Origin of the sequence: Gilliamella sp. M0364, from assembly GCF_016100565.1 — a bacterium.
GTDB lineage: Bacteria > Pseudomonadota > Gammaproteobacteria > Enterobacterales > Orbaceae > Gilliamella > Gilliamella apis.
This window is the reverse complement of record NZ_JACFSF010000002.1, coordinates 195,303-221,311: the sequence shown is the minus strand read 5'-3', so window position 1 is coordinate 221,311 and position 26,009 is coordinate 195,303. Positions and strand designations below refer to the sequence as shown.

At 33.5% G+C, this 26,009-nt stretch carries 30 protein-coding genes and 1 tRNA gene; 24 read left to right on the top strand and 7 right to left on the bottom strand.

Annotation, left to right across the window (positions count from 1 at the left end; genetic code table 11):
* Positions 1–20: 20 nt before the first annotated feature.
* On the top strand, positions 21–452 hold the full coding sequence (locus tag H3U96_RS04805; RefSeq protein ID WP_065577693.1) for a MerR family transcriptional regulator: 432 nt from the start codon (positions 21–23) through the stop codon (positions 450–452).
* A gap of 140 nt (positions 453–592) precedes the next feature.
* On the opposite strand, the gene H3U96_RS04800 is transcribed toward H3U96_RS04805, so the two are convergent.
* Positions 593–1,342 (bottom strand): DeoR/GlpR family DNA-binding transcription regulator, encoded by a 750-nt coding sequence (locus H3U96_RS04800; RefSeq protein WP_065577692.1) that lies wholly within the window; start codon positions 1,340–1,342, stop codon positions 593–595.
* Positions 1,343–1,525: 183 nt separating this feature from the next.
* Between H3U96_RS04800 and H3U96_RS04795 the strand changes: the two genes are divergently transcribed.
* From H3U96_RS04795 to H3U96_RS04740, 12 genes are all read left to right on the top strand, one after another.
* Positions 1,526–2,374, top strand: coding sequence for a class II fructose-bisphosphate aldolase (locus H3U96_RS04795; protein WP_065577691.1), 849 nt, complete (start codon positions 1,526–1,528; stop codon positions 2,372–2,374).
* A gap of 44 nt (positions 2,375–2,418) precedes the next feature.
* A complete protein-coding gene (locus H3U96_RS04790; RefSeq protein ID WP_065577690.1) occupies positions 2,419–2,838 on the top strand; it encodes a PTS sugar transporter subunit IIA in 420 nt (139 codons plus the stop codon).
* A gap of 48 nt (positions 2,839–2,886) precedes the next feature.
* Entirely contained in the window at positions 2,887–3,378 is a 492-nt protein-coding gene (locus H3U96_RS04785) for a PTS sugar transporter subunit IIB (protein ID WP_065577689.1), read from the top strand.
* Between the two features lie 36 nt (positions 3,379–3,414).
* Positions 3,415–4,221 carry a PTS sugar transporter subunit IIC gene (locus H3U96_RS04780; protein ID WP_065577688.1) on the top strand — a complete coding sequence of 269 codons (807 nt, stop codon included), beginning with the start codon at positions 3,415–3,417 and terminating at the stop codon, positions 4,219–4,221.
* Positions 4,218–5,054, top strand: a complete 837-nt coding sequence (locus H3U96_RS04775; RefSeq protein WP_034902271.1) for a PTS system mannose/fructose/sorbose family transporter subunit IID — start codon at positions 4,218–4,220, stop codon at positions 5,052–5,054. Before H3U96_RS04780 ends, H3U96_RS04775 begins: the two co-directional genes overlap by 4 nt.
* A gap of 34 nt (positions 5,055–5,088) precedes the next feature.
* Positions 5,089–6,195 carry a zinc-binding dehydrogenase gene (locus tag H3U96_RS04770; RefSeq protein ID WP_086357416.1) on the top strand — a complete coding sequence of 369 codons (1,107 nt, stop codon included), beginning with the start codon at positions 5,089–5,091 and terminating at the stop codon, positions 6,193–6,195.
* Between the two features lie 1,249 nt (positions 6,196–7,444).
* A complete protein-coding gene (locus tag H3U96_RS04765) occupies positions 7,445–8,326 on the top strand; it encodes a LysR family transcriptional regulator (RefSeq protein ID WP_065577686.1) in 882 nt (293 codons plus the stop codon).
* Positions 8,327–8,555: 229 nt separating this feature from the next.
* Entirely contained in the window at positions 8,556–9,764 is a 1,209-nt protein-coding gene (locus tag H3U96_RS04760; protein ID WP_198195769.1) for an MFS transporter, read from the top strand.
* 30 nt (positions 9,765–9,794) lie between these two features.
* Positions 9,795–10,181: a hypothetical protein gene (locus H3U96_RS04755; protein ID WP_198195767.1), complete on the top strand. Its 387-nt coding sequence runs from the start codon at positions 9,795–9,797 to the stop codon at positions 10,179–10,181.
* Complete coding sequence (locus H3U96_RS04750) at positions 10,171–10,629, top strand: cyclophilin-like fold protein (protein ID WP_198195765.1); 459 nt, start codon at positions 10,171–10,173, stop codon at positions 10,627–10,629. Before H3U96_RS04755 ends, H3U96_RS04750 begins: the two co-directional genes overlap by 11 nt.
* Positions 10,630–10,766: 137 nt before the next feature.
* A complete protein-coding gene (locus H3U96_RS04745; protein WP_198195763.1) occupies positions 10,767–11,417 on the top strand; it encodes a LysR substrate-binding domain-containing protein in 651 nt (216 codons plus the stop codon).
* A gap of 483 nt (positions 11,418–11,900) precedes the next feature.
* Entirely contained in the window at positions 11,901–12,260 is a 360-nt protein-coding gene (locus H3U96_RS04740; RefSeq protein ID WP_037489287.1) for an MmcQ/YjbR family DNA-binding protein, read from the top strand.
* A 159-nt stretch (positions 12,261–12,419) separates the two neighbouring features.
* On the opposite strand, the gene H3U96_RS04735 is transcribed toward H3U96_RS04740, so the two are convergent.
* Complete coding sequence (locus H3U96_RS04735; RefSeq protein WP_081298781.1) at positions 12,420–13,316, bottom strand: LysR family transcriptional regulator; 897 nt, start codon at positions 13,314–13,316, stop codon at positions 12,420–12,422.
* 79 nt (positions 13,317–13,395) lie between these two features.
* On the opposite strand from H3U96_RS04735, the gene H3U96_RS04730 reads away from it, so the two are divergent.
* Positions 13,396–14,037, top strand: a complete 642-nt coding sequence (locus tag H3U96_RS04730; RefSeq protein WP_335340516.1) for an NADPH-dependent F420 reductase — start codon at positions 13,396–13,398, stop codon at positions 14,035–14,037.
* 168 nt (positions 14,038–14,205) lie between these two features.
* Here H3U96_RS04730 and H3U96_RS04725 read toward each other — a convergent pair whose 3' ends face one another.
* The 3 genes from H3U96_RS04725 to secG form a co-directional block, all read right to left on the bottom strand.
* Positions 14,206–14,439, bottom strand: coding sequence for a primase-like DNA-binding domain-containing protein (locus tag H3U96_RS04725; RefSeq protein WP_081298780.1), 234 nt, complete (start codon positions 14,437–14,439; stop codon positions 14,206–14,208).
* Positions 14,440–14,520: 81 nt separating this feature from the next.
* Positions 14,521–14,606 (bottom strand) — tRNA-Leu (locus H3U96_RS04720).
* A gap of 7 nt (positions 14,607–14,613) precedes the next feature.
* A complete protein-coding gene (gene secG, locus H3U96_RS04715) occupies positions 14,614–15,006 on the bottom strand; it encodes a preprotein translocase subunit SecG (protein WP_034901097.1) in 393 nt (130 codons plus the stop codon).
* Positions 15,007–15,184: 178 nt separating this feature from the next.
* Between secG and thiI the strand changes: the two genes are divergently transcribed.
* From thiI to trmL, 4 genes are all read left to right on the top strand, one after another.
* On the top strand, positions 15,185–16,633 hold the full coding sequence (gene thiI / locus H3U96_RS04710; protein WP_086353904.1) for a tRNA uracil 4-sulfurtransferase ThiI: 1,449 nt from the start codon (positions 15,185–15,187) through the stop codon (positions 16,631–16,633).
* A gap of 126 nt (positions 16,634–16,759) precedes the next feature.
* Positions 16,760–17,479 carry a response regulator gene (locus tag H3U96_RS04705; protein ID WP_034901102.1) on the top strand — a complete coding sequence of 240 codons (720 nt, stop codon included), beginning with the start codon at positions 16,760–16,762 and terminating at the stop codon, positions 17,477–17,479.
* Positions 17,480–17,509: 30 nt separating this feature from the next.
* Complete coding sequence (gene cpxA / locus H3U96_RS04700; protein ID WP_198195854.1) at positions 17,510–18,883, top strand: envelope stress sensor histidine kinase CpxA; 1,374 nt, start codon at positions 17,510–17,512, stop codon at positions 18,881–18,883.
* A 21-nt stretch (positions 18,884–18,904) separates the two neighbouring features.
* Entirely contained in the window at positions 18,905–19,387 is a 483-nt protein-coding gene (trmL, locus tag H3U96_RS04695; protein ID WP_086360241.1) for a tRNA (uridine(34)/cytosine(34)/5-carboxymethylaminomethyluridine(34)-2'-O)-methyltransferase TrmL, read from the top strand.
* Between the two features lie 206 nt (positions 19,388–19,593).
* Here trmL and efp read toward each other — a convergent pair whose 3' ends face one another.
* On the bottom strand, positions 19,594–20,160 hold the full coding sequence (efp, locus tag H3U96_RS04690) for an elongation factor P (protein WP_034901106.1): 567 nt from the start codon (positions 20,158–20,160) through the stop codon (positions 19,594–19,596).
* 32 nt (positions 20,161–20,192) lie between these two features.
* Here efp and epmB point away from each other — a divergent pair, with 32 nt between their 5' ends.
* The 6 genes from epmB to nudC all read left to right on the top strand — a co-directional run bounded on the left by epmB (position 20,193) and on the right by nudC (position 24,666).
* Positions 20,193–21,218, top strand: a complete 1,026-nt coding sequence (gene epmB, locus H3U96_RS04685) for an EF-P beta-lysylation protein EpmB (RefSeq protein WP_198195761.1) — start codon at positions 20,193–20,195, stop codon at positions 21,216–21,218.
* A 160-nt stretch (positions 21,219–21,378) separates the two neighbouring features.
* Positions 21,379–21,519, top strand: coding sequence for a 50S ribosomal protein L34 (gene rpmH / locus H3U96_RS04680; RefSeq protein WP_025314679.1), 141 nt, complete (start codon positions 21,379–21,381; stop codon positions 21,517–21,519).
* An 11-nt stretch (positions 21,520–21,530) separates the two neighbouring features.
* Positions 21,531–21,887 (top strand): ribonuclease P protein component, encoded by a 357-nt coding sequence (gene rnpA, locus H3U96_RS04675; RefSeq protein ID WP_034901111.1) that lies wholly within the window; start codon positions 21,531–21,533, stop codon positions 21,885–21,887.
* On the top strand, positions 21,854–22,177 hold the full coding sequence (gene yidD, locus H3U96_RS04670) for a membrane protein insertion efficiency factor YidD (protein ID WP_086353902.1): 324 nt from the start codon (positions 21,854–21,856) through the stop codon (positions 22,175–22,177). The genes rnpA and yidD overlap by 34 nt, the downstream gene beginning before the upstream one ends.
* On the top strand, positions 22,177–23,802 hold the full coding sequence (gene yidC, locus H3U96_RS04665) for a membrane protein insertase YidC (protein ID WP_086360235.1): 1,626 nt from the start codon (positions 22,177–22,179) through the stop codon (positions 23,800–23,802). Before yidD ends, yidC begins: the two co-directional genes overlap by 1 nt.
* A gap of 60 nt (positions 23,803–23,862) precedes the next feature.
* The gene (gene nudC, locus H3U96_RS04660; RefSeq protein WP_086360234.1) at positions 23,863–24,666 is read left to right on the top strand and encodes an NAD(+) diphosphatase; all 804 of its coding nucleotides are present in this window, start codon (positions 23,863–23,865) and stop codon (positions 24,664–24,666) included.
* Positions 24,667–24,689: 23 nt separating this feature from the next.
* Here the strand turns inward: nudC and H3U96_RS04655 are convergent, their stop codons facing one another.
* Positions 24,690–25,613, bottom strand: a complete 924-nt coding sequence (locus H3U96_RS04655; protein WP_086360233.1) for a hypothetical protein — start codon at positions 25,611–25,613, stop codon at positions 24,690–24,692.
* Between the last annotated feature and the right edge of the window lie 396 nt (positions 25,614–26,009).

The following is a 26,009-nucleotide window of genomic DNA, read 5'->3' as shown; positions in this document are numbered from 1 at the left end:
ATGAAAACATGGGTATAAATATGGTAAATATAAATGATTGTATTGCATCAATTGCACAAAATGGTGAATTAAACCAAACACCTAAATACTCGGTGACTAAAGCAGCAAAACTATTAGGCTTGTCAGCCCACACGCTTAGGTATTATGACTCACTTAATCTATTTCCATTTTTACAACGCGATCAAAATGAAAAACGGTTATTTTCTGATGCAGATTTACAGTGGGCAAAATTGATTGAATGTTTACGTAACGCCAATATGTCAATTAAAGATGTTCAACACTATGTCAAGCTGTGTCTTAGAGGTGATGAAACATTGGATGAGCGTCTAACTATCATTAATCAACAAGAAAAGATATTAATCGATACTATAACTCAACTAAATGAGCAATTGGCCTTATTGAAATTTAAAAAACAATACTATAAAGCCACTCATCAAACAATAAATAACTAAGCTTTTTCCAATGAAAACTTTACCAATGAAAAAATTTTGAGGAAAGGGGTTTTTTTACTAAAAATTAATTAAATAATTTTAATAGTCATATACCTAAAAACTCCATTTATAAAGTATGTCAGCCTTTATATATTAATGCGCTAATAATGAATTTCAACATTTTCTTTTTCTAATGCATTTTTTAAACTGTTAGGAAATGGTTGATCTGAAATAGCGATATTAATATCTTCTAATGTAAATGTTTGGTTGAAAAATTTTTTGTTAAATTTACTACTATCAACTAATAGAATTGTTTTTTCTGCATTACGACAAAATTGTTTTTTTACCATTGAATCCGCTTCGCTAACATCTGTCGCTCCCATATCAGGATCAAGTCCTCGACATGAAGCAAAAAATAAATCAGCATGATAATGTGAAATAAAGTCACAGGATTGTAAACCGCAGATGCTCAAATGTTTAGGTAGAAGTCGACCTCCAGTACAATACACCTCGGCATTGGTCTCTTCAACTAAGATGTTAGCTGTTGTAATACCATTTGTTAGTATAGTTAAGCCTTTTTTTTCATTTAATCTTTTTGCCAAATAGAGGCAAGAACTACTAGCTTCAATAAACAGTGTTTGACCGTCTTCAATAAATGCTAAGGCTAAATCAGCAATATACCTTTTTTGTTCAATATTTTCTTTATTTTTCAGTGTAATAGGTGTTTCTATCGAGCTTTTTTGAACATAAATTGCTCCCCCATGTGTTCTTCTTATTAAACCTTGTTGTTCGAGCTTAGTAAGGTCTCGTCGAATAGTTGCTTGACTGATAAATAATAACTTACAAAGTTTATTAACTGTCACAAAATTCTTTTCTTTTATGATATTTAGTAATTTATCTTCTCTGGTCATCTTTCCTCCAACATGACTGTGATCAAGATCACTAAGATTTGCTCGATATCAATCATATTTTAAAGTTTAACATGACCGAATTTGATTGTTAATCAATATATTCGCCAGCAATTTGCAATGAAATATTTGTCTTTATAATTACTTTAACTATCTAGTTTAAATATCGTTTTATTGGAGGTAAGGATGTTAGTCACATTACGTGAAGTTTTATCAGATGCTCAAAAAAATCAGTATGGAGTAGGATTATTTAATACTATAAATTTAGAAATGGCCAAAGCAGTACTTGAAGCGGCTGAACAATCTAAATCGCCAGTGATAATAGGTACTGCAGAATGTTTTTTAGATATATCCACATTACAAGAATTAGCTTATTTTTTAATCCCTATGGCGAAAAAATCTAAAGTTCCTGTTGTTGTTCACTTAGATCATGGATTAACAGAAGACGCAATTAAAGAAGCGTTGAGATTAGGCTTTTCTTCAGTTATGTATGACTGTTCCACTGATAGTTATCAAAATAATATAAAACGCGTAGCCAATATTACTAAATTGGTTCATCAATATGGTGCTTCTATTGAAGCGGAATTAGGACATGTAGGAGCTAATGAGCATGCTTCAGAAGGTCATGGTGAGCAAGATAATAGTATCTATACCGATCCCTTAGAAGCTAAGCATTATATTGAACAAACTGGAGTAGATGCCTTAGCTGTAGCTATTGGTACTGCTCATGGTGCTTATAAATCAACGCCTAAATTAGATATAAATCGTTTAGATCAAATTGCTCAAGTTGTTAAAGCTCCTTTAGTTTTGCATGGCGGTTCAGGATTAAGTGATACCGATTTTCAAAATTGTATAAAGCATGGTGTCAGTAAAATTAATATTTTTACTGATATTAACTGTGCTGGATTAGAAGCTATTCATCAACTTTATGTTAAAGGCAAAGGTATCTCGGATGTTGCTGTCGCAATGAAAGAAGCGATACGTGAAGCTACGTTAAAAAAGATGTTGATATTTGGTTCTAATAATCATGCATAGTTTTAGTTTGAATAACTTTATTTATAATTAAAAGGATCTAATTAATGATAAAAGTTCTCATCGTAACCCATGGCAAATTAGCAGAAGGTATTGTTAATACAATAAATATGTTAATTGGTGATAAACAAGATATTACCTATATTAATGCTTATATTGATTCGAGTGATTTTACGATTCAAGCTGAAGATTTTTTAAAAAAATACCAACATAATTCTCAAATAATCGTTTTTACTGATCTAAATGGCGGTAGTGTTAATCAAAAATTTGTACAATTAAAAAGTTGTTATTCTTTTCACTTAATAACAGGATTTAATTTACCACTTGTATTAGAAGTTATCCTCACTGATGTGCAACTTTCTGACGAAAATCTAACAGAAATAATCGAACAATCGAGGCAAGAGATGCAACTGGTTAATATACAACCACAGAAACTTCTAGAAGATAACCAATTTTTTGATGATTAAATAAAAAAGAAGTTTTAGGAATAATTATAAAAATACGGAGCAATAATTATGATAGTAGAAATAAGAGTTGATGACAGATTGATTCATGGTCAGGTAGCCTTAGTATGGACCAAAAAACTCAATGCTAAAGCTATTGTTGTGGCAAATGATCATGCAAGTAAAGATCACATTCAACAAATGACATTGAAAATGGCAACCCCGGAAAATGTCAAACTCGCTATAAAATCCATGCAAGATGCTGTGCAATTGATAAATAATCCAAAAGCAAAAGATATGCGCATTTTTGTATTAGTTAATTCAATTTGTGATGCACTGTTTTTGTCTGAAAATATAGATGACATAGAAAGAATCAACATTGCCAATGTTGGTCGTTTTGACGGTGTCGATGAAGCTGAAAAAAGTAAATTGAGTTCTACGATCTTACTTAGCAAATCAGAACAAGTTGCCTTAGAACAATTGCTTGCTAGTAATCGAAAAGTTGTTCATCAGATAGTCCCTGATAATGCAGAAAAGCTTTTTCATGATCTAATGAGTAATTAATTTGGAAAATTTTATTACATAAAAAGGGATAGTATTATGATAATGTCAGCTTTTTTACTTGCAGTTGTTATGTTTATAACTTTTGGTGGTAATTGGCTTATTGGTCAAAATATGGCTGATAGGCCTATTGTTGTTGGCTCATTAGTTGGATTAGTTCTCGGTGATCTGCAATCTGGAGTGTTAATGGGAGCGGCACTAGAAGCTGTTTTTATGGGGGCGGTTAATGTTGGAGGTGCTACACCATTAAATCCTTCCTTTGGTACAGTACTCGGTGCTGGTTTTGCTATGCTCTCAGGTGGTGGTGTAGAAATTGCTATCACATTAGCAATTCCTTTAGCATTGTTAGGTGGTTTATTGGAAACTACTATGAGTGTCGTTTTAAGTTTTTTTGCCGGTCACTTTGATAAATTAGCACTTGAAGGAAATGATAAAGCTATTGTTGCAATGCACTATGGATTATGGTTTTTACGCTATATTGTCTTTGCGATAGTTGTTTTTATCGCAATTATGTCAGGTGCGACTCCAGTTAAACTTTTTGTCGAAAATATTCCAGAAGTTATTATGCGAGGTCTGGCTGCTTGTGGTGGATTAATACCCGCAGTCGGCTTTGCGATGTTGCTAAAAATGTTATGGAATAATAAGCTCTCTATTTATTACATTTTGGGTTTTGTCATTGTTGCTTATATCAAAATTCCACTTATCGCATTAGCAATTATTGGTACAGTTATTGCTGTTGCAATCGCTTATCGAGATTATGAAATTCTTAATCTCAAGTCGGATAAATTTCACACTAATAATAATTCGAATTCTATAATGGATGATGATGAGGAGTTCTTCTCATGAGTAATTTAAAATCAATAATTAAACAAATCTCAACTACCGATAGAAAGTTATTGAGAAAAATGTTTTTTCGCTCTTTCACGATATTCGCTCCATTTAGTTTTGCTAAACATGGCGCTTCCGGTTTTTGTTATTCACTAATGCCTTTTATTAATCATTATTACACTAAATTACAAGATAAAAAAGATGCGTTAACGCGACACATAGTTTGGTTTAATACTACGCAAAATGTGTCAACATTTGTAATGGGATTGGCAGCTTCCATGGAAAAAGAAAATAGTGTTAAAGCGGATTTTGATGCTCAATCTATCAATGCGGTCAAGTCAAGTCTAATGGGGCCACTTGCAGGGATCGGTGATTCTCTATTTTGGGGTGTTTTAAGAGTTGTTGCCGCTGGAGTTGCGCTGAGTTTAGCGCAAGAAGGTAGCTTTCTTGCCCCGATTGTTTTTTTACTCGTTTATAATATTCCCTCTATCGCATGCCGTTATTTTTTGGGATTAATTGGATTTTCATTAGGCTCTAAATATATTGAAGAATTATATGCTTCAGGCCTAATCAATATTTTGACCAAGGCTGCAAGTGTCCTTGGATTAATTATGGTAGGCGGAATGACAAGTAATATTGTTACTTTTAATTCTGTATTAACAATTAGTTCAGGTGAAAATTCTTCATTATCACTACAAAGCATACTTGATCAGATATTTGTTGGTATTATCCCATTAACTACAACATTACTTTGTTTTTATTTAATGAATAGTAAAAAGGTAAGTTTTAATTTCATCATCATTGGCATCGTTGGGATGAGTATCATATTAGCCACGTTAGGTATTGTTTGATTATCGTCGAATAAATTGTGATTAAGGACATAAAATGAATATTGAAAATCTACCAAAGCAAGCTAACGTAGCTATATTAACTGGTAACAAAAAAATTGAATTAAAATCATTAACATTACCAAATATTAATGATGATGAGATACTCGTTAAAGTTGAAGCTTGCGGTATATGTGGAACGGATGTGCATGAATATAAGGGTGATCCATTTGGTTATATACCAATTCAATTAGGGCATGAGGGAACAGGTACAATAGTAAAACTTGGTAAAAACATTACTCATGACTTTACTGGTAAGCCACTAGCTGTCGGCGATAAAATCGTTACAGGTTTACGTCCTTGCGGAAAGTGTGATATTTGTTTAAACCATCCAGAACAAATTCACTTATGTAATGGAGGTGAAATTTTTGGTTTAATGCCAGGTGAGAACCATTTTTTTAATGGTTGGTTTGGAGATTATATCAAAATAAATAAGGGAGGAATTGTTTTTAATGTTAGTGATATGAGCCTTGATTTACGTGTCTTAATTGAACCAGCGGCTGTTGTAATACATGCAATTGAAAAAGCGAAAGAAATCTTTAATTTCAAACATGATTCAACAGTTTTAATTCAAGGCTGTGGACCAATTGGATTGTTGTTATTGACCATTATTCGAACTATGGGCGTTCGCCATATAATTGCTGTTGATGGTGAGGATAGTCGTTTGCAACTTGCTCAAGAATTGGGTGCGCAACACACCATTAATTTTATTAAAAGTTATGACAGTATCAAGGATGTTATGAAATTGTCAAAACAAGGTGTTAATATGGCGTTTCAATGTACTGGTTCCACAAAAGCTGCTTCCACTATTTGGAAATATATTCGTCGAGGTGGAAGTTTATGTGAACTTGGTTTTTTTGTTAATAATGGTGAGGCGAATTATAACCCGCATTTTGATATTTGTAACAAAGAGATAAAAGTTGTTGGCTCTTGGACTTACAAAGCGGAAGATTGGGTACACGCCTGTGAATTCTTAAAAGAAGCACAAGCAAGAAAATTGCCTATTGAGAAGCTCATTTCTCATCGCTATCCATTAAAAGAAATCAATCAAGCTATGGAAATGAATATGAGCATGCAAGGTTACAAAATTATCATTCAAAACTAATGATTAATCAATGGGCTCGAGCATTAAAAAAGTTAGAGCCTATTATCAAAATTACTGCAAACTATTTTTTATTGCAAATGAATTGGAAAAAGAGGTTATTATTAATTAGATAGTTAAAATGCTTTTGCCTATTAGTCATTTGTATAAAAACTCTGCGAAGAGTTTTTTAAGAAGAGATTAATTTCTGCTAATTATCTGGTGAATCTTCTTCTGTATTATCATTGATTTTGTTTTTTATTCTTTTTACATTTTCGCTAGCCGCTGACGCCATTCTACCCATGGTATCTCTTAAAATTTTTCCATCATCGGTTTTAAATGAGTCAACTTTTCATGATCACCATAGCTAGAAGCTATATCTGAAATTCGTCGAGCGATATCATGTCCTTTTTTGACGGCCGCATATATATTCGATTGATTTTATTTAACATTTTCAGCTAAACGTCTAAGTTTATTATATTCCAAAAATAACAACACTAAAATTGCTATAAGAATTAAAAATAAAGTAGTTAATATAAATATATAGTCCTATTCATAATTAAATGATCTAATAATCAGATAGGTAGCATTTTTTATAATTACAATGTAGCGTTTAAGTGAGGTTAAATTATTGTTACCTTTTATTAATTTATATCACTGGTTCAATCAAAACAATAATTTATCTTACCCCCAAATATACCCCCATTATTTTTGGTTGTAAATGTACCTTACTGATACTTAATGGGCAATAAAATAGGCTTTAAGCCTTGTATTTGTTGGTTTTGATGTGTTTTAAAGGATTTAAAAAAATGTTAATGAATATTGAATTGGTGCGTGGGCGGGACTTGAAAAGCATGTATTAAACCTTTTTAGTAAAAGTGTTTTATCTATTTAAAATTTACTTCGTATACCTAAACGTATACCTAAAACGAAAAGTGACCCCTAAAATTGGGTATTTTTAATGCTCTCTTATTTTTGATTTAAAGTTGATTTTTCGCGGATGTAAAAAACTGTCTAAAGAGGCGGTACCCAAATTTGAGTGTTAAAGAAATTAACTACCCCCCATTAAAATAAAATTTTATAAAAAACTGTGCATACTATACATCATTTCTTGTAAGCCTTATTCTATAAGGGTTTACGTTATGTATGGTCTACATTTTAACCCTGCATAACTCTACATTCGAACTGTACATAAAAACAACATGCCTCTTTCCTATAACTTAATTATTGTTATACTTTTTAAGCATAAAAAATAGTTGTATATGAGGTTATTTTGGATATTAAAGTATTACGTTATTTTTTAGCTCTTGCTAGAGAGGAAAGTATCACTGCGGCTGCTGAGTATTTACATCTGACTCAGCCAACCTTATCTCGTCAACTGGCTGAATTAGAGCAAGAATTGGGTAAAACCTTATTTAATCGAGGCAGTCGTAAAATTACCTTAACCGATGAAGGTATGCATTTACGCAAACGTGCTGAAGAAATTTTAGAATTAGTGCAAAAAACTGAATTAGAGTTTCAAACCTCAGCTGAGGAAGTCAGTGGCGATATCTATATTGGCTGTGGCGAAACCCATGCCATGGGATTAATTGCTGAGGTTGTTAAGGCATTACAACACGACTATCCGCAAATTCATGTGCATATTTATAGTGGTGATGCTGATGAAGTAACAGAACGTATCGATAAAGGCTTACTCGATTTTGGATTATTAATTGGTGCGGAAAATATCAGCAAATATGAGTCGTTACTATTGCCCGAAAAAGATACTTGGGGAGTGTTAATGCGTAAAGATAGTCCACTTGCGCATCAAGATGTGATTAGACCTAGCGATTTATGGAACTTGCCACTTATTATCTCTAAACAGAAAGAAGTCGATAACCGAATTACGCGCTGGTTAAAACGTGATTTAGATAAACTCAATGTGATTGGCTCATATAACCTACTTTACAATGCCTCACTGATGGTTGAAAAAAACATGGGTTATGCATTAAGTATTGATAAGCTGATTAACACGACTGGTAATAGTCATCTTTGCTTTAAACCTTTAGAGCCACAATTAATGGTAGATATTCACTTAGTTTGGAAACGTTATCAAATTTTTTCAAAAGCAGCTGAAATCTGTTTACAGCGAATGAAACAGGCTTTTTCTCAATAAATCCCTCTGAATATAGAAGTGAGCAAAATGATCCTCCTATTTCGCTGAGCTTATTCTTATGACTTCTTTTTATTGATATTATGATATTAAATACAGCTTAACCTATGCTTTTAAGGCATAAATAACCATAAGATATAAGTAATTTACATATCTTTAGCTGCTATTTAAACTATGACCCATTCCATAACCATTCAATTCATTGGTCTTTAATATAATAATGGGATTAACCATGTCAGATAACTTATTAAATTCCCCAAGTACGGCGTATTGGGGAGCAATATTCTCGCTATTTATTGGGGTAACAAGTTTGATTGCCGCGGAATTTATTCCCATTAGCTTATTAACACCTATCGCACAAGATTTAAATATTACTGAAGGTCAAGCAGGTCAAAGCGTCACAATGGTGGGGATTTTTGCGGTAATCACCAGTTTGGTTCTCGCACCCATGACCCAAAATATTAATCGTCGAGTAGTATTATTCACTTTTTCTATTTTATTAGTATTATCCAATTTGTTCATTGCTGTTGCGCCTAATTATTTCATTATGCTGATTGGTCGAGCGCTATTAGGGATTTGTGTTGGCGGATTTTGGTCAATGGCATCTGCTGTAGTATTACAATTAGCGCCGAGTAAAGATATTCCTCGAGCATTAAGTATTGTCTATGCCGGAGTGTCGGTTGCAACGATTATTTCACTGCCTCTTGCCAGTTATTTAGGTCATTTAGTCGGTTGGCGTAATGTGTTTTTTATTGCTGCGGCGTTAAGTTTCATCGCGCTAGTTTGGCAACGGCTTACCCTACCATCTTTACCACCGTGTGAAAGCAGTAATTTTAAAAATATGTTTGCCCTATTTAAGCAAAATTGGTGTTTTTTTGGCATTATCGGTACAATTTTTAGTTATGGAGGTTATCACCTCTTTTTTACTTATCTGCGACCGTTTTTAGAGCACAATTTAGCACTACAAGCCGGTCCATTAACCCTTATTTTATTGGTGTTTGGTATCGCTAATTGCATCGGAACCTTTGTTGCGGGTTTACTACTTGGCCGATTTTTTAGACCTGTGATGATCGCCATTCATTTAGTCTTAGCTGCTATAGCCATGCTCTTATTTATTAAATATAGGTTTTTAAGTTCTGATAATGTGACTATGGATACTACATTAGTGATTGCTTGGGGATTTGTGTTTGGATTTATCCCTGTTGGTTGGTCAACGTGGATCACTCGAACGCTTGCTGATAAAGCTGAACTGGTTGGTGGATTATCGGTTGCCGCGATTCAGTTTTCCATTGGTTTAGCGGCTGGTGTTGGTGGAATGACCTTTGACCAATTAGGGGTTAGTGGCATTTTTATCACGGCCACGATTATTTGTATTATGGGTGCCGTCATTACCGCCTTGTGTTTTAGTTTATATAAAAAAGCAACAGGCAACCTTGCTTAATCAATCTTATATAGATAAAAAGGATCACAAATGAAATTCAAGTTTACGGCTTTAGAGTTTATGCTAACTTTTGTACAAACAATACTTGCGAACACGGCAGAAGTGGCTGTGCAACATTTTCCAAATTCATCAACAGTGAGTCAGGCATTACAAACTTTAGTCTCTGGCGCCACCACTTTTTGGAATAATCATCCTAAAATTAATGCCGAATGGCATCAATGGGTCGATACGATTGCTGCCCAAACATTAAAAACACTTCCTACGTTAAAAGAACGAATGCAAGTCAGTGTTACAGCTACGCAGCTTGGTAATGTTAATGCCTTTATGGTCACACCTAAAACGATTGCACCAAATAATCAAAATCGTATCTTATTACATTATAATTCTCACTCTAGGCGATATCATCATGATAAATAGACATCCATTACGACAATTAAACTTGTTTATCACCGCATTTATTACACTTTTGATGAGTTTCTCGGCGTTTAGTCAAAAAACTGAAAGTACAACATTAGCAAAAATAAAATTGACTATTGACGATCAGCAAGTGATTGTCAATTTGCTCGATACTCCTGCTAGTCATCAGCTACTGGCACAACTACCGATAACACTGACTTTTAGTGATTATGTTGGTGCCGAGAAGATCGCTTATCTGCCACAACCCTTAATTACTCAAGGTATGGCAAGTGCCGCTCATATTTCTGGGGATTTTACTTATTATGCGCCTTGGGGGAATTTGGCTCTGTTTTATCAAGGTGTAGGAACAAATTCACAATTGTATACATTGGGTCATATTGAGTCTGGCCGAACGGTATTAGCAAATTTAAAACAGGATTTTGTGGCAACACTAAGTCGTGTGGAGTAAATTAAATAAGGCATTAAAATATGAAAAGTGGATTGATAAAATGGTAGTAATATTATTACTTTTATCCGTTGCACTGGCAATCGCTTACCCAAGTTGGCGAGCAGCTATTTCGCACTGTTGAAACAAGTTTTGCTAAAATGGATAACGAACTTCAACTGATTGAACACTATCGAAATTCACCATCTGGCTTAGTGCGTATTAACTGTGGACTACAAGTGATTGAAACGCTACTACTCCCTAAATTAGCCCATTTTAAGGACAAATATCCTGATATTCAGTTTGAGTTTATTAGTGATAATCGTTTTGTTGATATTGTTGCAAAAGAATTTGATGCGGGTATTCGTTTTGGTAGTGATGTTGCGGAAGATATGGTCGCTGTTTGTATTAGTCAACCTATGAAAATGGCGGTGGTAGCAACGGCTGATTATTTTCAAAAAAAGGGATTTCCCAGCACGATACAAGAGTTAACACAACATCAATGTATTGGTTATCGTTTATCCAACGGACATCTTTTTCAGTGGGAATTTGAGTACTCAGGTCAAATTGTTAAAATCACCCCACAAGGACAATGGATTTTAAATGATGATTATCCAACGCTCGTTGCCGCAAAAATGGGATTAGGGATTGCTTATTTACCCGAGGAACTGATTGCAAAGGAACTGGCTAATGGTCAACTCATCCGCATTTTTAATGAGTATAGCTATACTTTTCCACCTTTATACCTCTACTATCCACATCGCAATATATCATCCGCATTACGGGTTGTGGTGAATACGTTGAGGGTTTAAATTTAAATGCGAAGATTTAGAGGATTGTTCAATTTTTAAGAAATAAAATTATAATCGTTATTAAGGCAAAGTTATGAAATATATTTTTCCAGCCCTGTTATAGGACTCGGATAACTAAACTAATATTTTGAATAAAAATAAAAAATTTAGTTAATGTCTTTTTCTATATCCTGTTTGGTATCCGATTTAATGCTAGATTTGGGGTAATTTCAGTTGAACTAGGTTGAGTAAGGATTGCTTGTAAGCCTTATTGTATAATGGTTTGTACTGTGTATGGTCTACATTTTAGCTATACATAACTCTACATTCGAACAGTACATAATTCAGTGGTGTGAAAATTTTTCATTAGATTAGCTAAATAATGGACTATTTATTTTTTATAATTTTGATTAGTGCAAGATAACTATAATGTTATACTTAATGAGATAAACTTCAATGCAGTTAAGTTGTATTTTCTATATCCAACATCTTTAGGAGATTATAATGAATAGAGAAACATTATTTAACTATGCAAAAAAACATTTTCATTCAGAACCTAACTATCTTTGGGAAAATTTACCTAACTATGCAGTATTGCGTCATCATCAGGATGGTGATAAATGGTATGCTATTGTTATGAATGTATCTGGCTCAAAACTTGGGCTAAAAGATGATAAAGAGATTGATGTTCTAGATATTAAAGCAAGACCTGAACATATAGGCTCTTTAAGGAAAAAAGAAGGTATTTTGCCTGCATATCATATGAATAAAGAACATTGGATCAGCATTATTCTTTCTGGACATTTATCAGATAAAGAAATATTTGATTTACTGACTGAAAGTTATCACTTAACTTCAAAGTAATTTTAGCCTTAGCCTTAATATATTTGTTTATTTCCTTAAGCGTCTATTTTGTTTAATACAAAAAACCGCCAATCAAGGCGGTTTAAACATTAATAAACAATTAGCTTTAGATAGGCTCTTTTGCTTTAGGTAACCGATTTATACAGCCTATTATGATTTCTAACTTTGTTCACATTCACCAAATTTTTTAATACAAAAATCAATAAAACATCTTAGTTTAGGTAAAACATGGCGATTTGATGCATAAAGAATATGCATGGGTCGGGTTGGTACATGATAATCAGGTAAAAGATGAACTAACAGTCCTTTTTCTATTGCTGGTGTCACCATTTCGGCTGATTGTAACATAATACCTAATCCTGCAATGGCTGCTGGTAATAGTGCATCACCACTGTCGGTCATGAATCGCCCTGATACAGGTACAGAAAAATGACCTTCAGCTCCCTCAAATTGCCAATGAGTTTGTAATGTTGTGTGAGAAAAACCTAAACATTCGTGATATTTAAGATCTTTTGGTGAATTAATCGGTGGTGAGGATTTTAAATATAAAGGGGCAGCACACAAAATCAACTGGTAAGGTTTTAATTTCCTTGCAATTAATCCACTATCAGGTAATTCGCCAACTCTGAAAACTAAATCAAATCCTTCATCAATTAAATCAACAATACGATTAGTAAGTGATAAATCAATGGAAATTTCTGGATAAGTGCTTAAAAACTCGGGTAACTGAGGTGCTAATGCATGAGTGCCAAATGTTGTTGGTGCACTAATCTTAATTCGCCCTCGAGGTATGGCATTAATTTGTGCTGCAATCGCTTCTGACTCTTCAACTTCGGCAAGAATATTTTTGGCACGTTCATAAAATGCACGTCCTACTTCGGTTAAGCTCTGGTGACGAGTTGTTCTATTTAACAAACGAACATTTAGGTGTTCTTCAAGCATTCGGACATGTTTACCGACTAATTGTGGTGACATATTAAATACGTTCGCTGTAGCCGAAAATGAGCCTAATTCAACGGCTTTCACAAAAACAGACATAGAAGTTAATCTATCCATTAGAAACAATTTGTTTTTAAATATGAAATATAACTGAAATTTATCACTTTTTATTTCTATTGTATAGTTTTATCAATTCATTCATAAACAGGAGATAAAAATGAAAATTGCTATTATTGGAACAGGAAATATGGGGACAGGACTTGCAAATGTACTTGCCACAACAAATCATGATATTGTAATTGCAAGCAGAAACTCAGCAAAAGCTCAGACTCTCGCAAAAAATATAGGCGCTGAAAGCGGTTGTATTGAAACCGCGGTAAAATCAGCCGAAATGGTGATTTTAGCACTACCTTATCAAGCCGTAAAAGAGGTATTACTCTCTTGTGGTGATTTAACCGATAAAATATTAATTGATATCACTAACCCAGTTACGCAAGACTTTAAAGAGTTACTGATTGGGCATGTCACATCAGGCGCAGAAGAAATTCAAGCATTGGCACCAAAGGCGAAAATCGTAAAAGCATTTAATACTATCTTTGCTCAATTATTACCTACATCAGCACGAACAAAACAAACTTTGCAAGTTTTTATTGCTTCTGATGATGATAACGCGAAAACCGTTGTATCAAACATTGCTAATTCAATTGGATTTGAACCGATTGACGCTGGTTCTTTGTGTAATAGTCGTTTTATTGAACCTATTGGTGCAATGAATATTCATTTTGCCTTTTTCCTTGGACAAGGACCAACAGTAGCCCCGATTTGGGTCAAAGCATAAATACGAAAATAACAGCCAATTTTGTTATTTAATTTATAATGAACAAAATGATATTAAAATTTATATTGCTAAATAGTCGCCATGTACGGTCTATATTTTAACTCAACATTCGTACTATACAAAAAAACCGCCAATCAAGGCGGTTTAAACATTAATAAATAATTAGCTTTAGATAGGCTCTTCTGCTTTAGGTAACCAGTCTTTACTAGCGTTTAAATTAAGTTCTAAATTAGTTTTAACCCCTACTGTAAAGCGCTTCTTCATGTATTGCTTGCCGTTCTCGTTTAATGCGTAACTTAAAGATGTACCGAACTGGGTAAGGGATAGGGGATTGCTTAACCCTGTGTTGCAGATGTATTCGACATAAGCATGGTAAAGATACTTTCTTAGATTAAAATGAATAACAAAATAGGCTTTAAGCCTTGTATTTGTTGGTTTTGATGTGTTTTAAAGGATTTAAAAGAATGTTAATGAATATTGAATTGGTGCCGTGGGCGGGACTTGAACCCGCATGCCCTTAGAGCACTACCCCCTCAAGATAGCGTGTCTACCAATTTCACCACCACGGCGCCGTTTTTATTCTGGAATATCGGATGTAGGATTAATCTTTTGTGGTTGAATAACAGGATCAGTAGTTGGAATTACGTCTCCATTACCGCTAGTGCTTTCGGTATTTTGTTGCGTAGTCGCAGGAGCACTATCTCCAATATTTTTAAACTCATCACTTGAAGTTGTGGTTTTTGCGCTGCCAAGATTTGATAAAATAATGCTTAACACAAAAAATAACACACCAAGTATTGTTGTTGTGCGAGTTAGAAAATTGCCGCTTCCTGATGAACCAAATAAAGTTGCAGAAGCGCCAGCACCAAAAGATGAGCCCATGTCAGCACCTTTACCGCGCTGAATTAGCACTAAAACGATTATCGCAAGTGCGATAAATAAATAACCTATAATTAAAAGTTCGTACATTTCAACCTGTCAATTTTTATGTTATAGAACAGAATTTATTGATGCGAAATATTAGCGAAAGAGTGAGCAACAAGCAAGTATATTTTATTATTTTCTGTATTTATCATAATCAATTGTACGTTTTTAGGGGAAAAATCAGTATAATGTCGCCATTTTTATTCTTGGCTAATGCAGTTGTATGAAATTTATAGTTAAACTTTTCCCTGAAATTACCATCAAAAGCGAGTCTGTTCGTTTACGTTTTATTAAAATTCTTACTAGCAATATTCGTAATATTTTAAAAAATGCTATTAATGATGTTGCAGTTATTCGTCATTGGGATTTTATTGAAGTTCGCCCTAAAATTGAAAATAGCGAAAATCAAATTTTAGAACTATTAACAAGAATTCCTGGTATCCATCATATTTTAGTGGTTGAAGAACTTACTTTTACCGATTTACATGATATTTATGAAAAAGCGTTTAATCACTATGCGCCTTTAATTGAGAATAAAACCTTTTGTGTAAGAGTTAAACGACGAGGTAAGCACGAATTTACCTCAATTGAGGTAGAGCGTTATGTCGGTGGTGGTCTTAATCAACATGTTGCGACCTCTAAAGTCAAATTAACTCGTCCAGATATTACGGTTAATCTTGAGATTGATAAAGATAAACTTCTACTAGTTAAAGAACGGCATGCCGGAATAGGTGGTTTCCCAACCGGAACACAAGAAGATGTCATTTCTCTTATTTCTGGTGGATTTGATTCTGGTGTTTCTAGCTATATGCTGATCAGACGAGGCTGTCGAGTCCATTATTGCTTTTTCAATTTAGGTGGCAAAACCCATGAAATTGGCGTGAAACAGATGGCTCATTATTTGTGGGATAGATTTGGAAGTTCTCATAAAGTTCGTTTTATTGCCATTGACTTTTCAGATGTTGTTGGCGAGATTTTGGAAAAAATTGATGATGGCCAGATGGGGGTTATCTTAAAACGAATGATGATTCGCGCAGCCTCTAAAGTTGCACAGCGTTATAATGTTGAAGCTCTGGTTACAGGCGAAGCGTTAGGTCAAGTATCAAGTCAAACCTTAACTAATTTGCGTTTAATCGATAATGTCAGTGATACATTAATTTTACGCCCACTTATCACCCATGACAAAGAAACGATAATTAATCTAGCTCGTCAGATAGGCACTGAAGATATTGCTAAGACTATGCCTGAATTTTGTGGTGTCATATCGAAAAGTCCAACGGTAAAAGCAGTTAAAGAAAAAATAGAAGCTGAAGAGGAAAATTTTGATTTTGCTATTTTAGATAAGGCTGTTGAAGAAGCTGAAAATATTGATATTCGTGAAATAGCTAAACAAACTAATAATACTATTACTCAGGTTGATACTGTTACCACATTAGAAGATAATCACGTTATCATTGATATTCGAGCGCCTGAAGAGCAAGAGGAGTATCCACTTGCAATCGAAAATGTTGAAGTTAAGCTTATACCATTTTATAAATTGGCAACTCAATTTGGTGATTTAGATCAATCGAAGCAATATTTACTGTATTGTGCTAAAGGCGTGATGAGTAAACTACAAGCACTTTATTTAATGGAGCAAGGTTTTAACAATGTTAAAGTATTTAAACTGTAATTCTTAACAATTATTTACGATATTTTTTTCATATATCTATATAATATTTTTGTAAAATACAAAGCCTAGTTGTCGTCTATTTAATAGATATAAAATTAAGGATTTCATTACTTATTGAGGATTATAATGAGCAAATTACTTGTAGTTGATGATGATCTAGAAATTGCGTCGTTATTATGTGAATTATTAGAATTGGAAGGGTTCACAGTCGAAGTTGCAAATAATGGTATTGAAGCGTTAGAAAAGTTTGATGATTCCATCGATCTGGTTTTACTTGATATTATGATGCCAGAAATGAATGGATTAAGTGTCTTGTCTTCACTAAGAAGTGAATTCACCGTTCCTGTTATTTTCTTAACAGCTAAAGATAGCGAACTCGATAAAATCAATGGTCTTGAACTTGGCGCTGATGATTATATTCTTAAACCTTTCAATGATCGAGAATTAATTGCTCGAATTAACGCTTTATTGCGTAGGGCTAAATGGGATACTGCCGGTAATGAAAGTAGTGAAAAACCATTACAATATATTATTGATAAACTTGTGGTAAATACCAAACAACAATCTGTTTATTTTGATGATAAATACATCGAATTAACTGGCACAGAATTTCAAGTATTACTTAAATTACTTGAAAATAAAGGGATGACTATTTCAAGGGATACTCTTAGTGAGACAGTATTAGGGAAAGAATTTATCCCATTAGCACGTTCAATTGACGTTCATGTCTCTAATTTACGGAAAAAACTTCCACCTCGAAGTGATGGCTTACCATGGATTAAAACATTGCGTTCAAAAGGATATCTATTTGTTGTAGATCAAAATGATGATTTGTTGCAAAATTAGCTTTTTTAAATATGGTAAGAATCTATGTGGATTTTTGATCGTCTAACAATTAGAATTTTCACAATATTCTTACTTACGATCGCTTTTTTCCTTGCGCTTGTAATGGTATTGCCCGAACTCGACTCACGTAATTTAACTTATTTAGCCAATAAAGATAAAGAAAGTGGTGAAGTTCTTGCAAGTCAGATAGAAAAAGATCTCACTAAAATACCGAAAGATAGTTTTCGCTGGTGGATGAGATTTATTGTGGTAATGGATAATTATCAAAAAACTGGTCAAGTCCTATTTATTGTTACACCTAATCAGCAAATTATTACTGCAGATACTAAAAATATTGATTTAGTAAAAAGTTTTAGTGAAAAATCGCATGATGTTGATGATCCAGCGAAAAAAATTTATGATAATCAAGAGATTATTGGTCCTTTCCTTATTCACTATGCTAATGATGAATATCAACTATTTTTATTACAGCCCGCATCAGATATTCAATCTCAATTTGTTAATTTGATTTTTGATCATCCTTTCTTACTTTTAACATTAACCATGTTAGCCAGTTCTCCATTTTTGTTGTGGTTGTCTTGGAGTATAGCTAAACCAGCACGAGGACTTCGATTGGCAGCAGAACAGGTCGCAAATGGTAATTTACAACAGTGGCCTGAGCTTGAAAAAGTTGGTTCTTATGAATATAAAGCCACAGGTGCAAGTTTTAACCATATGCTTAGAGAATTGAAACGGATGCAAGATCTACAGCAACGGCTGTTTTCTGATATTTCCCATGAATTACGTACTCCATTGACCCGATTGCAATTGGCAACTTCGTTATTGCGCCGTAAGCAAGGTGAAAGCAATGAAGTTTTGCGGATAAATAATGAAGCTTTAAAGCTTGATTCGATGATAGGTGACTTATTATCCTTAGCAAGGAATCAGCATGATAATAATGAAGTTCGTGAATTTAAATCATTAGATGTATTATTTAAAAATGTATTGGATAATGCGACTTTTGAAGCCAATCAGATAGCAAAACAATTTTCTATTCAAAATTCTCCTTCTAATCATACAATTTTGTGCTATCCAGAAGCGTTATGTAGTGCGCTTGAAAATGTGATAAGAAATGCATTTCGTTATTCAAATCAAAGGATTGATGTGAATTTTATTATCCAACAACAAACTGTGACTATTACTATTGATGATGATGGTCCAGGTGTTGCCGATAATGAGCTTGAGCAAATTTTTAGACCATTTTATCGTACTAATGAAGCTCGAGACCGAGAGTCGGGTGGTACAGGGTTAGGCTTAGCAATTGTAGCGAATGCTATTACTCGAGATAACGGCACAGTTAAAGCTGAGAAAAGTCAGTTAGGTGGGCTGAAAATTGTGATAGTATTACCACTTCAAAAATATTAATTGTTAAGAGAAATTATTGTGTTGAATGCGCCTTTAAATATTGTGTTGTTTGAACCTGAAATTCCGGCTAATACGGGTAATATTATTCGTTTATGTGCTAATACTGGTTTTAATTTACATATTATCGAACCAATGGGATTTTTTTGGGACGATAAAAAACTAAGGCGAGCAGGACTTGATTATCAAGAATTTGTCGATGTAAAACGTTATAAAAATCTTGATCATTTTTTAGAGGCAAATCAGCTTGATTTGGCTTCACAAGTTTATGCCTTAACCACAAAAGGCCAAAAATCACATAGTGAAGTCAATTATAAACAAGCAGATTTTTTAATGTTTGGCCCTGAAACCCGCGGTTTACCAAATCGCATTCTTGATGTGCTACCACAAGATAGAAAAATTAGAATTCCAATGGTTGCCAATAGTCGAAGTATGAATTTATCTAATTCTGTTGCTGTAGTTGTTTATGAATCATGGCGACAACTAAATTATATTGGAGCTAAATAAACTAAAATTCTTAATTTAGATATTGTTAGTTTACTGCTGTTCGCTGGTTTGATTGAGTGCTGGATAGGTAATTGCCGAAAAGCTGAGCCTAATTATTGAAATAAAAACCCCTTTCCTCAAAATAAATATTAACTTTTTTATTTAGTTAATAAAAAAGAGGTCATATTGACCTCTTTTTTAAAAATAGTATTTATATCTCGTTGATATTATTTAACACGTGAAACATATTCACCAGAACGAGTATCAACTTTAAGTACTTCACCAATTTGTACAAATAATGGAACACGTACTACAGCACCAGTTGATAGTGTCGCTGGTTTACCACCAGTCCCTGCTGTATCACCTTTTAGACCTGGGTCAGTTTCAATAACCTCTAGTTCAACAAAGTTTGGTGGCGTTACCGCAATTGGTTGACCATTCCATAAAGTTAAAATACATTCAGCTTGATCAACTAACCATTTAGCATTGTCACCTACAGCTTTAGCATCAGCAGAAAGTTGCTCAAATGTATCGTTATTCATGAAATGCCAGAATTCACCATCAGTATATAAATAGGTTAAATTCATATCAACAACATCAGCGGCTTCAACGGATTCACCTGATTTGAATGTTTTATCAACAGTCTTACCAGACAGTAATTTTTTTATTTTTACGCGGTTAATTGCTTGTCCTTTTCCGGGTTTATAAAATTCATTTTCAACAATTACACAAGGTTCGCCATCTTGCATTATTTTAAGACCGGCTTTAAACTCATTAGTACTAAAAGATGCCATAAAAGCTCCAACTATCATTCTGAATTACAAAAATGAGCCACATTATACAGCAAAATATTGAACAACCAAATAAAGATGAGTGGATTTTTGAACTTGCTAATGTCGTTACCGATATCAAAGAGCTTTATCGTTGTTTGAATTTAGATCCTGAGGAGATTTCTCTGCCTATGTTGCAAGCGAGAAAGCAATTCCCGCTTCGGGTTCCTATGGCTTTTATAAATCGGATGGAAAAAGGTGATAGTCAAGATCCATTGTTGTTACAAGTTCTTTGTGATGAAAAAGAATTAATTAATGTAGCGGGTTTTAGTGAAGATCCTTTAGAAGAGCAGAATAATACCATTCCAGGGTTACTACATAAATATCATAATCGTGCATTATTAATGACTAAAACTGCATGTGCGATTAATTGTCGGTATTGTTTTAGACGACATTTTCCTTATCACGATAATCAAGGAACTAAAAAAAATCTTGGGGCTGCATTGGCATATATTGCAAGCCATCCAGAACTGGATGAAATTATCCTTTCTGGTGGTGATCCGTTAATGGCTAAGGATCACGAGATGGCTTTTTTAATAACCGAATTAGAGAAAATACCTCATATCAAGCGGTTACGTATTCATAGCCGTTTAGCTGTGGTGATACCTAATCGTATTACTAGCGAACTGTGTCGGTTATTTGCTAAAACCAGGTTACAAATTGTATTAGTTACTCATATTAATCATCCAAATGAAATTGATGATAATGTTACTAATGCTATCAAGCGTTTAAAGGAACATCAGGTAACGGTTTTGAATCAAAGTGTGTTATTGAAAAAAGTTAATGATGATGCTGATGTATTAGCTTGTTTAAGTAATAAATTATTTTCAATAGGCATTTTGCCTTATTACATCCATTTATTGGATAAAGTGCAAGGGGCTGCTCATTTTTTAGTGGATGATGATAATGCTAAGCAAATTATGAGACAACTTGCGAAAAATGTATCAGGTTATCTTGTGCCAAAATTAGCTCGTGAAATCGGCGGTGAAAAAAGTAAGCGAGTCATAGCGATTAATGATTAATAAAGGCGATATATTTATTTAATACAGTCCTTACAATTTATGTATTAAAATCTCATTGACGAAAAATAAAATAGCCTCTATAATTCGGGCCTCTTTAATTAATGCTGTGGAGTTTATACTCTACAACTTGTTGATAAATTAGATTTGGATATAAATCGTCATGAAACGCACATTTCAACCATCAGTATTAAAACGTAATAGAACTCACGGTTTCCGTGCACGTATGGCTACTAAAAACGGTCGTCAAGTTCTTGCTCGTCGTCGCGCTAAAGGCCGTGTTCGTTTAACCGTTGCTAGCTAATTTAAAGTTGAGTGACTAAACTCACTTTTCCTCGGGAGTTACGTTTGTTAACTCCCTTCGATTTTAATCGCGTTTTTCAAGAATCTATTCGTGCAGGTTCGCCTTTTCTTACTTTAGTTACACGGAAAAATGATCTAGCTCATTCTAGATTAGGTTTTGCTATAGCTAAAAAACAGGTTAAACGAGCACACGAGCGTAATCGAATTAAACGATTAGCTAAAGAATATTTTCGTCACCATCAACATCAGTTTCCTAATATCGATTTTATTTTGATGGCTAAACAGCCTGTTATACAATTGAATAATCAACAATTAGTTGAGACATTAGACAAACTATGTCAACAAATCATCAAAAAACAAAGAAACTGAATAAATTAATATTGATATTTAAACAGCATGTTTATGCGTTTAATTATTTGATTATTAATGCTTTTGTTTTTGTCATTAAAATATACCAGCGTATTATTAGTCCTTTATTAGGGCCTAAATGTCGCTTTACTCCTTCTTGTTCTCAATATGCTGTAATTGCATTAAGACGCTTTGGATTAATAAAAGGTAGTTGGCTAACTGTCAAACGTGTATTAAAATGTCACCCTTTACATGAAGGAGGTGAAGATTTTGTACCTCCTAAAACTAAAACCGATAGAGAAAAACACTAATGGGATCTCAACGTAATATTTTAGTCATTGCTTTACTTTTCGTCTCTTTCCTGCTTTGGAAAGCATGGGAAGAAGATCATGCGCCAAAACCGCCTGTTGCTAATCAATTGACGCAACAAATAGGTGAAGATTCACCAGCGGATTTTGCACAAGGTAAAACAATCACGATAAAATCTGATGTATTGTCATTAACGGTTAATACCTATGGTGGCGATGTACAAGCTGCACAATTGTTAAAATATGAGCAGTCTCTTCATTCTGGTACGCCTTTCCAATTATTAACATCTAAACCTGACTTTATTTATATTGCTGAAAGTGGCTTAACAGGTAAAGATGGTCCAGATAATGCAATTCAAGGAAGTAAACGTCCAGTATATCAAACTGCTCAATCTGAATATGTTTTAGCTGATGGTGTAGATGAGTTGAAAGTTCCATTAACGTATCAAGTTAATGGAGTGACTTATACTAAATATTATATTTTACATCGTGGCAATTATGCTATTGATGTTCAGTATGATATTGATAACCAAAGCCAAAATCCTATAGAAGTATCGATGTATGGTCAGTTAAAACAAACTATTGATTTACCAGATGATGCTGTTACCGAAGGTGGTGGCGGATTAGGATTAAGTGCGTTCCGTGGTACTGCTTATTCCAGTGCTGATACTAATTATAGTAAATATAGCTTTGGTGACATCAAAGATAAGGCTTTATCTGTTGAAACTAATGTTGGTTGGGTTGCTATGTTGCAACACTATTTTGCTTCTGCTTGGATCCCTGCACAGGATCAAAACAACCTATTTTATTCACGTGCTACGGCTAAAAATTCCCAAGCTACGATTGGTTTTAAAGGTGAAACTGCCGTTATTCAACCAGGTAAAACTCAATCAGTAAGTGCAAAATTATGGTTAGGTCCAGAAATCCAAAGTCAGTTAAAAGAAACCGCTAATCATCTTGATTTAATTGTTGATTATGGTTGGTTATGGTTCTTATCTCAACCACTGTTTTATTTATTAAAATTTATTCAGAGCTTTATAGGCAATTGGGGCTTTTCAATTATTGTTATCACCTTTATTGTGCGTGGTATTTTATTCCCACTAACACGAGCACAATATCGTTCAATGGCTAAAATGAAGTTATTACAACCTCGTATACAAGCACTAAAAGAACGTTATGGTGATGATAGACAAAAACTGAGTATGGAAACAATGGCACTTTATCGACAAGAGAAAGTTAACCCTCTTCGCGGTTGTTTACCATTGTTGATTCAAATGCCGATCTTCTTATCACTGTTTTATATGTTAGGTAATACAGTAGAGTTACGTCATGCTCCATTTGCTCTTTGGATTTATGACTTATCGGCGCAAGACCCATATTATATTTTGCCATTATTAATGGGTGGAACCATGTTCTTAATTCAGAAGATGTCACCATCACCGGTTACCGATCCATTACAGCAAAAATTAATGACTTATATGCCATTAATCTTTACGGTGTTCTTCTTATGGTTCCCATCAGGTTTAGTTTTATACTATACTGTAAGTAACTTGTTTACGATTGCTCAGCAACGTATAATTTACTGGGAACTTGAGAAAAAAGGTCTTCATGAGAAGAAAAAGAAATAGCTTGATAAAAAGGAGGAGTAATATCCTCCTTTTTAATATTCATTTTTTGGTATTGGTATTATGGATATACAAAAACAATATAATTTAATCGGTAACGAAAAAGGCTACTGGTTTGTGAGTAAAAATGGTCGTCTATGGTTACCTAATGGCGAAGTTCCCAACGGTATCGCCAGCGAATTAGGATTTACCAATAAACTCGCTCAGCCTATTGGTGAATGGAATGGACAAACAGCGTGGTTAATTTGTCAAGAAATGAGTAGTTCCATGGGCTCGATTAGACCTTTACTTAATAGTACAGATCAGTCTTTGTTTAATATGGCTGGCAGAGCGGTACAGTTGTCTGAGTTTTATCGGTCTCATAAATATTGTGGCTACTGTGGCCATGAGATGTATATCAGTCAAACCGAATGGTGTTGTCTATGTGATCATTGTCATCAACGTTATTATCCACAAATTTCACCATCCATTATTGTCGCTATTCGCAATAAAAATAAAATTTTATTGGCAAAACATGTAAGGCATAATCAAGATAATTTATATACTGTATTAGCGGGTTTTACTGAAATTGGTGAAACCATGGAAACGACAGTAGCTAGAGAAGTTTATGAAGAGTCAAAAATAAAAATTAAAAATATTCGTTATGTCGGTTCGCAACCTTGGCCATTTCCTAATTCTATGATGATGGCTTATTTAGCAGATTATGATAGTGGTGAGATTACTATCGATAAAAATGAGTTAGTAGAAGCTGATTGGTACCATTATTCTCAATTACCAAAAATACCTGAATATGGCACGATAGCAAGGCGTTTAATTGAGGATACAATTATACTTTGTCGTGAATATGATGAGTTTGGTGAAAACTGATCATATTCACTTTATTTAATAAGTTATAGATACTCGATGGTCCTGGTTAGATTAATTTTACTTGAACCATTTCCGGTTGTTTCACAAACAGCTTTGGTCCAGTCATTATTTTGGTTATATTCAGAATAACTACAAGTTTCAGTAGATTCTAATTCTTGTTCATTTTTATCATTGATAATGACTTCGCCTTTGGCAGATAATTTGAAGGTTCGAGTGATAGTTTTTTCTAATTGTTTGTCTGCATTATAAATAACATCTTTTTCTCTTACTAAAACGGGTAATTGTTTTTTATCATCCATTTTTACATAAGCGTTATATAATACTTGTTCAACCAGATCATTTTCATAAATAATCTTACTGATAAAATTAATATTATTATCAGCGAAGTTAGATAAAGTGGTTTCAACTAAACGGCCTTGTTCATCAAATTCACTAATAGCAACAATTTCATCATTACTATTTTTCATACCAATAATATTTTTAGATTCATCGAAGGTAATGTCATAACTGTTTCTAGTATCTTTCATACCATAAATGTATTTAGCTGTATCATAATTTATTTCGCCATATAATCCTTCCAAGTCGTAATCTTTAACATAACCTTTATCGTTATAATTAATAGATTTTTTATCCGAACTTTGAATAGTTTGCTGTTTAATGAGTTTCTTATTAGGTAACAACTCTGGTTCGGTATGAAATAGATAGCTATTAGTTACTTGGGTTGGTAACTGTGATTTATTGTCATTACTAGATTTGATTGTATTGTCTTCATTGTTATTTGTTGTACCTGTAGTTTTATCAGTTGTATCATTTTGGGTATTAGTATTAACTTCGTTATTTTGATTAGTCGTTGGAGTTTCATCAGATGATGATTGGCTGTTTTTTTTATTATCACATCCAGTTAACAATAAAATACTTAATAAAAATAGATAGATATAATTTTTCATAATATTGGCTTCTTAATGTTATTGGTTAAAATTTTATTTATATCTAATAGCGATATTAATATTTCGATTCATCAGTTTATTCTAGCTATGGGCAATAATATTTATATTATTGAATAGTTACTTGATCATCATATCAGACTAATCTTCACACTCATCACCTAATTTGTGATTTTTAGTGTCAGAACAAGTAACTTAATATATTTTATCCATAAATTAAGATTTTGTAATTGATTTAATTTAATGTTTATTAAAAAAATTAAAATATTAATGATGTTATTTATTATTGATATGTTTGATTGGGCTAATTTTGGTTATTTGTTTCTCAATATAGATTAGAATTTACTGTGAAGATTTGTGTTAGTTTTTAAATTATTAATCATATCAATTCACTTTAAT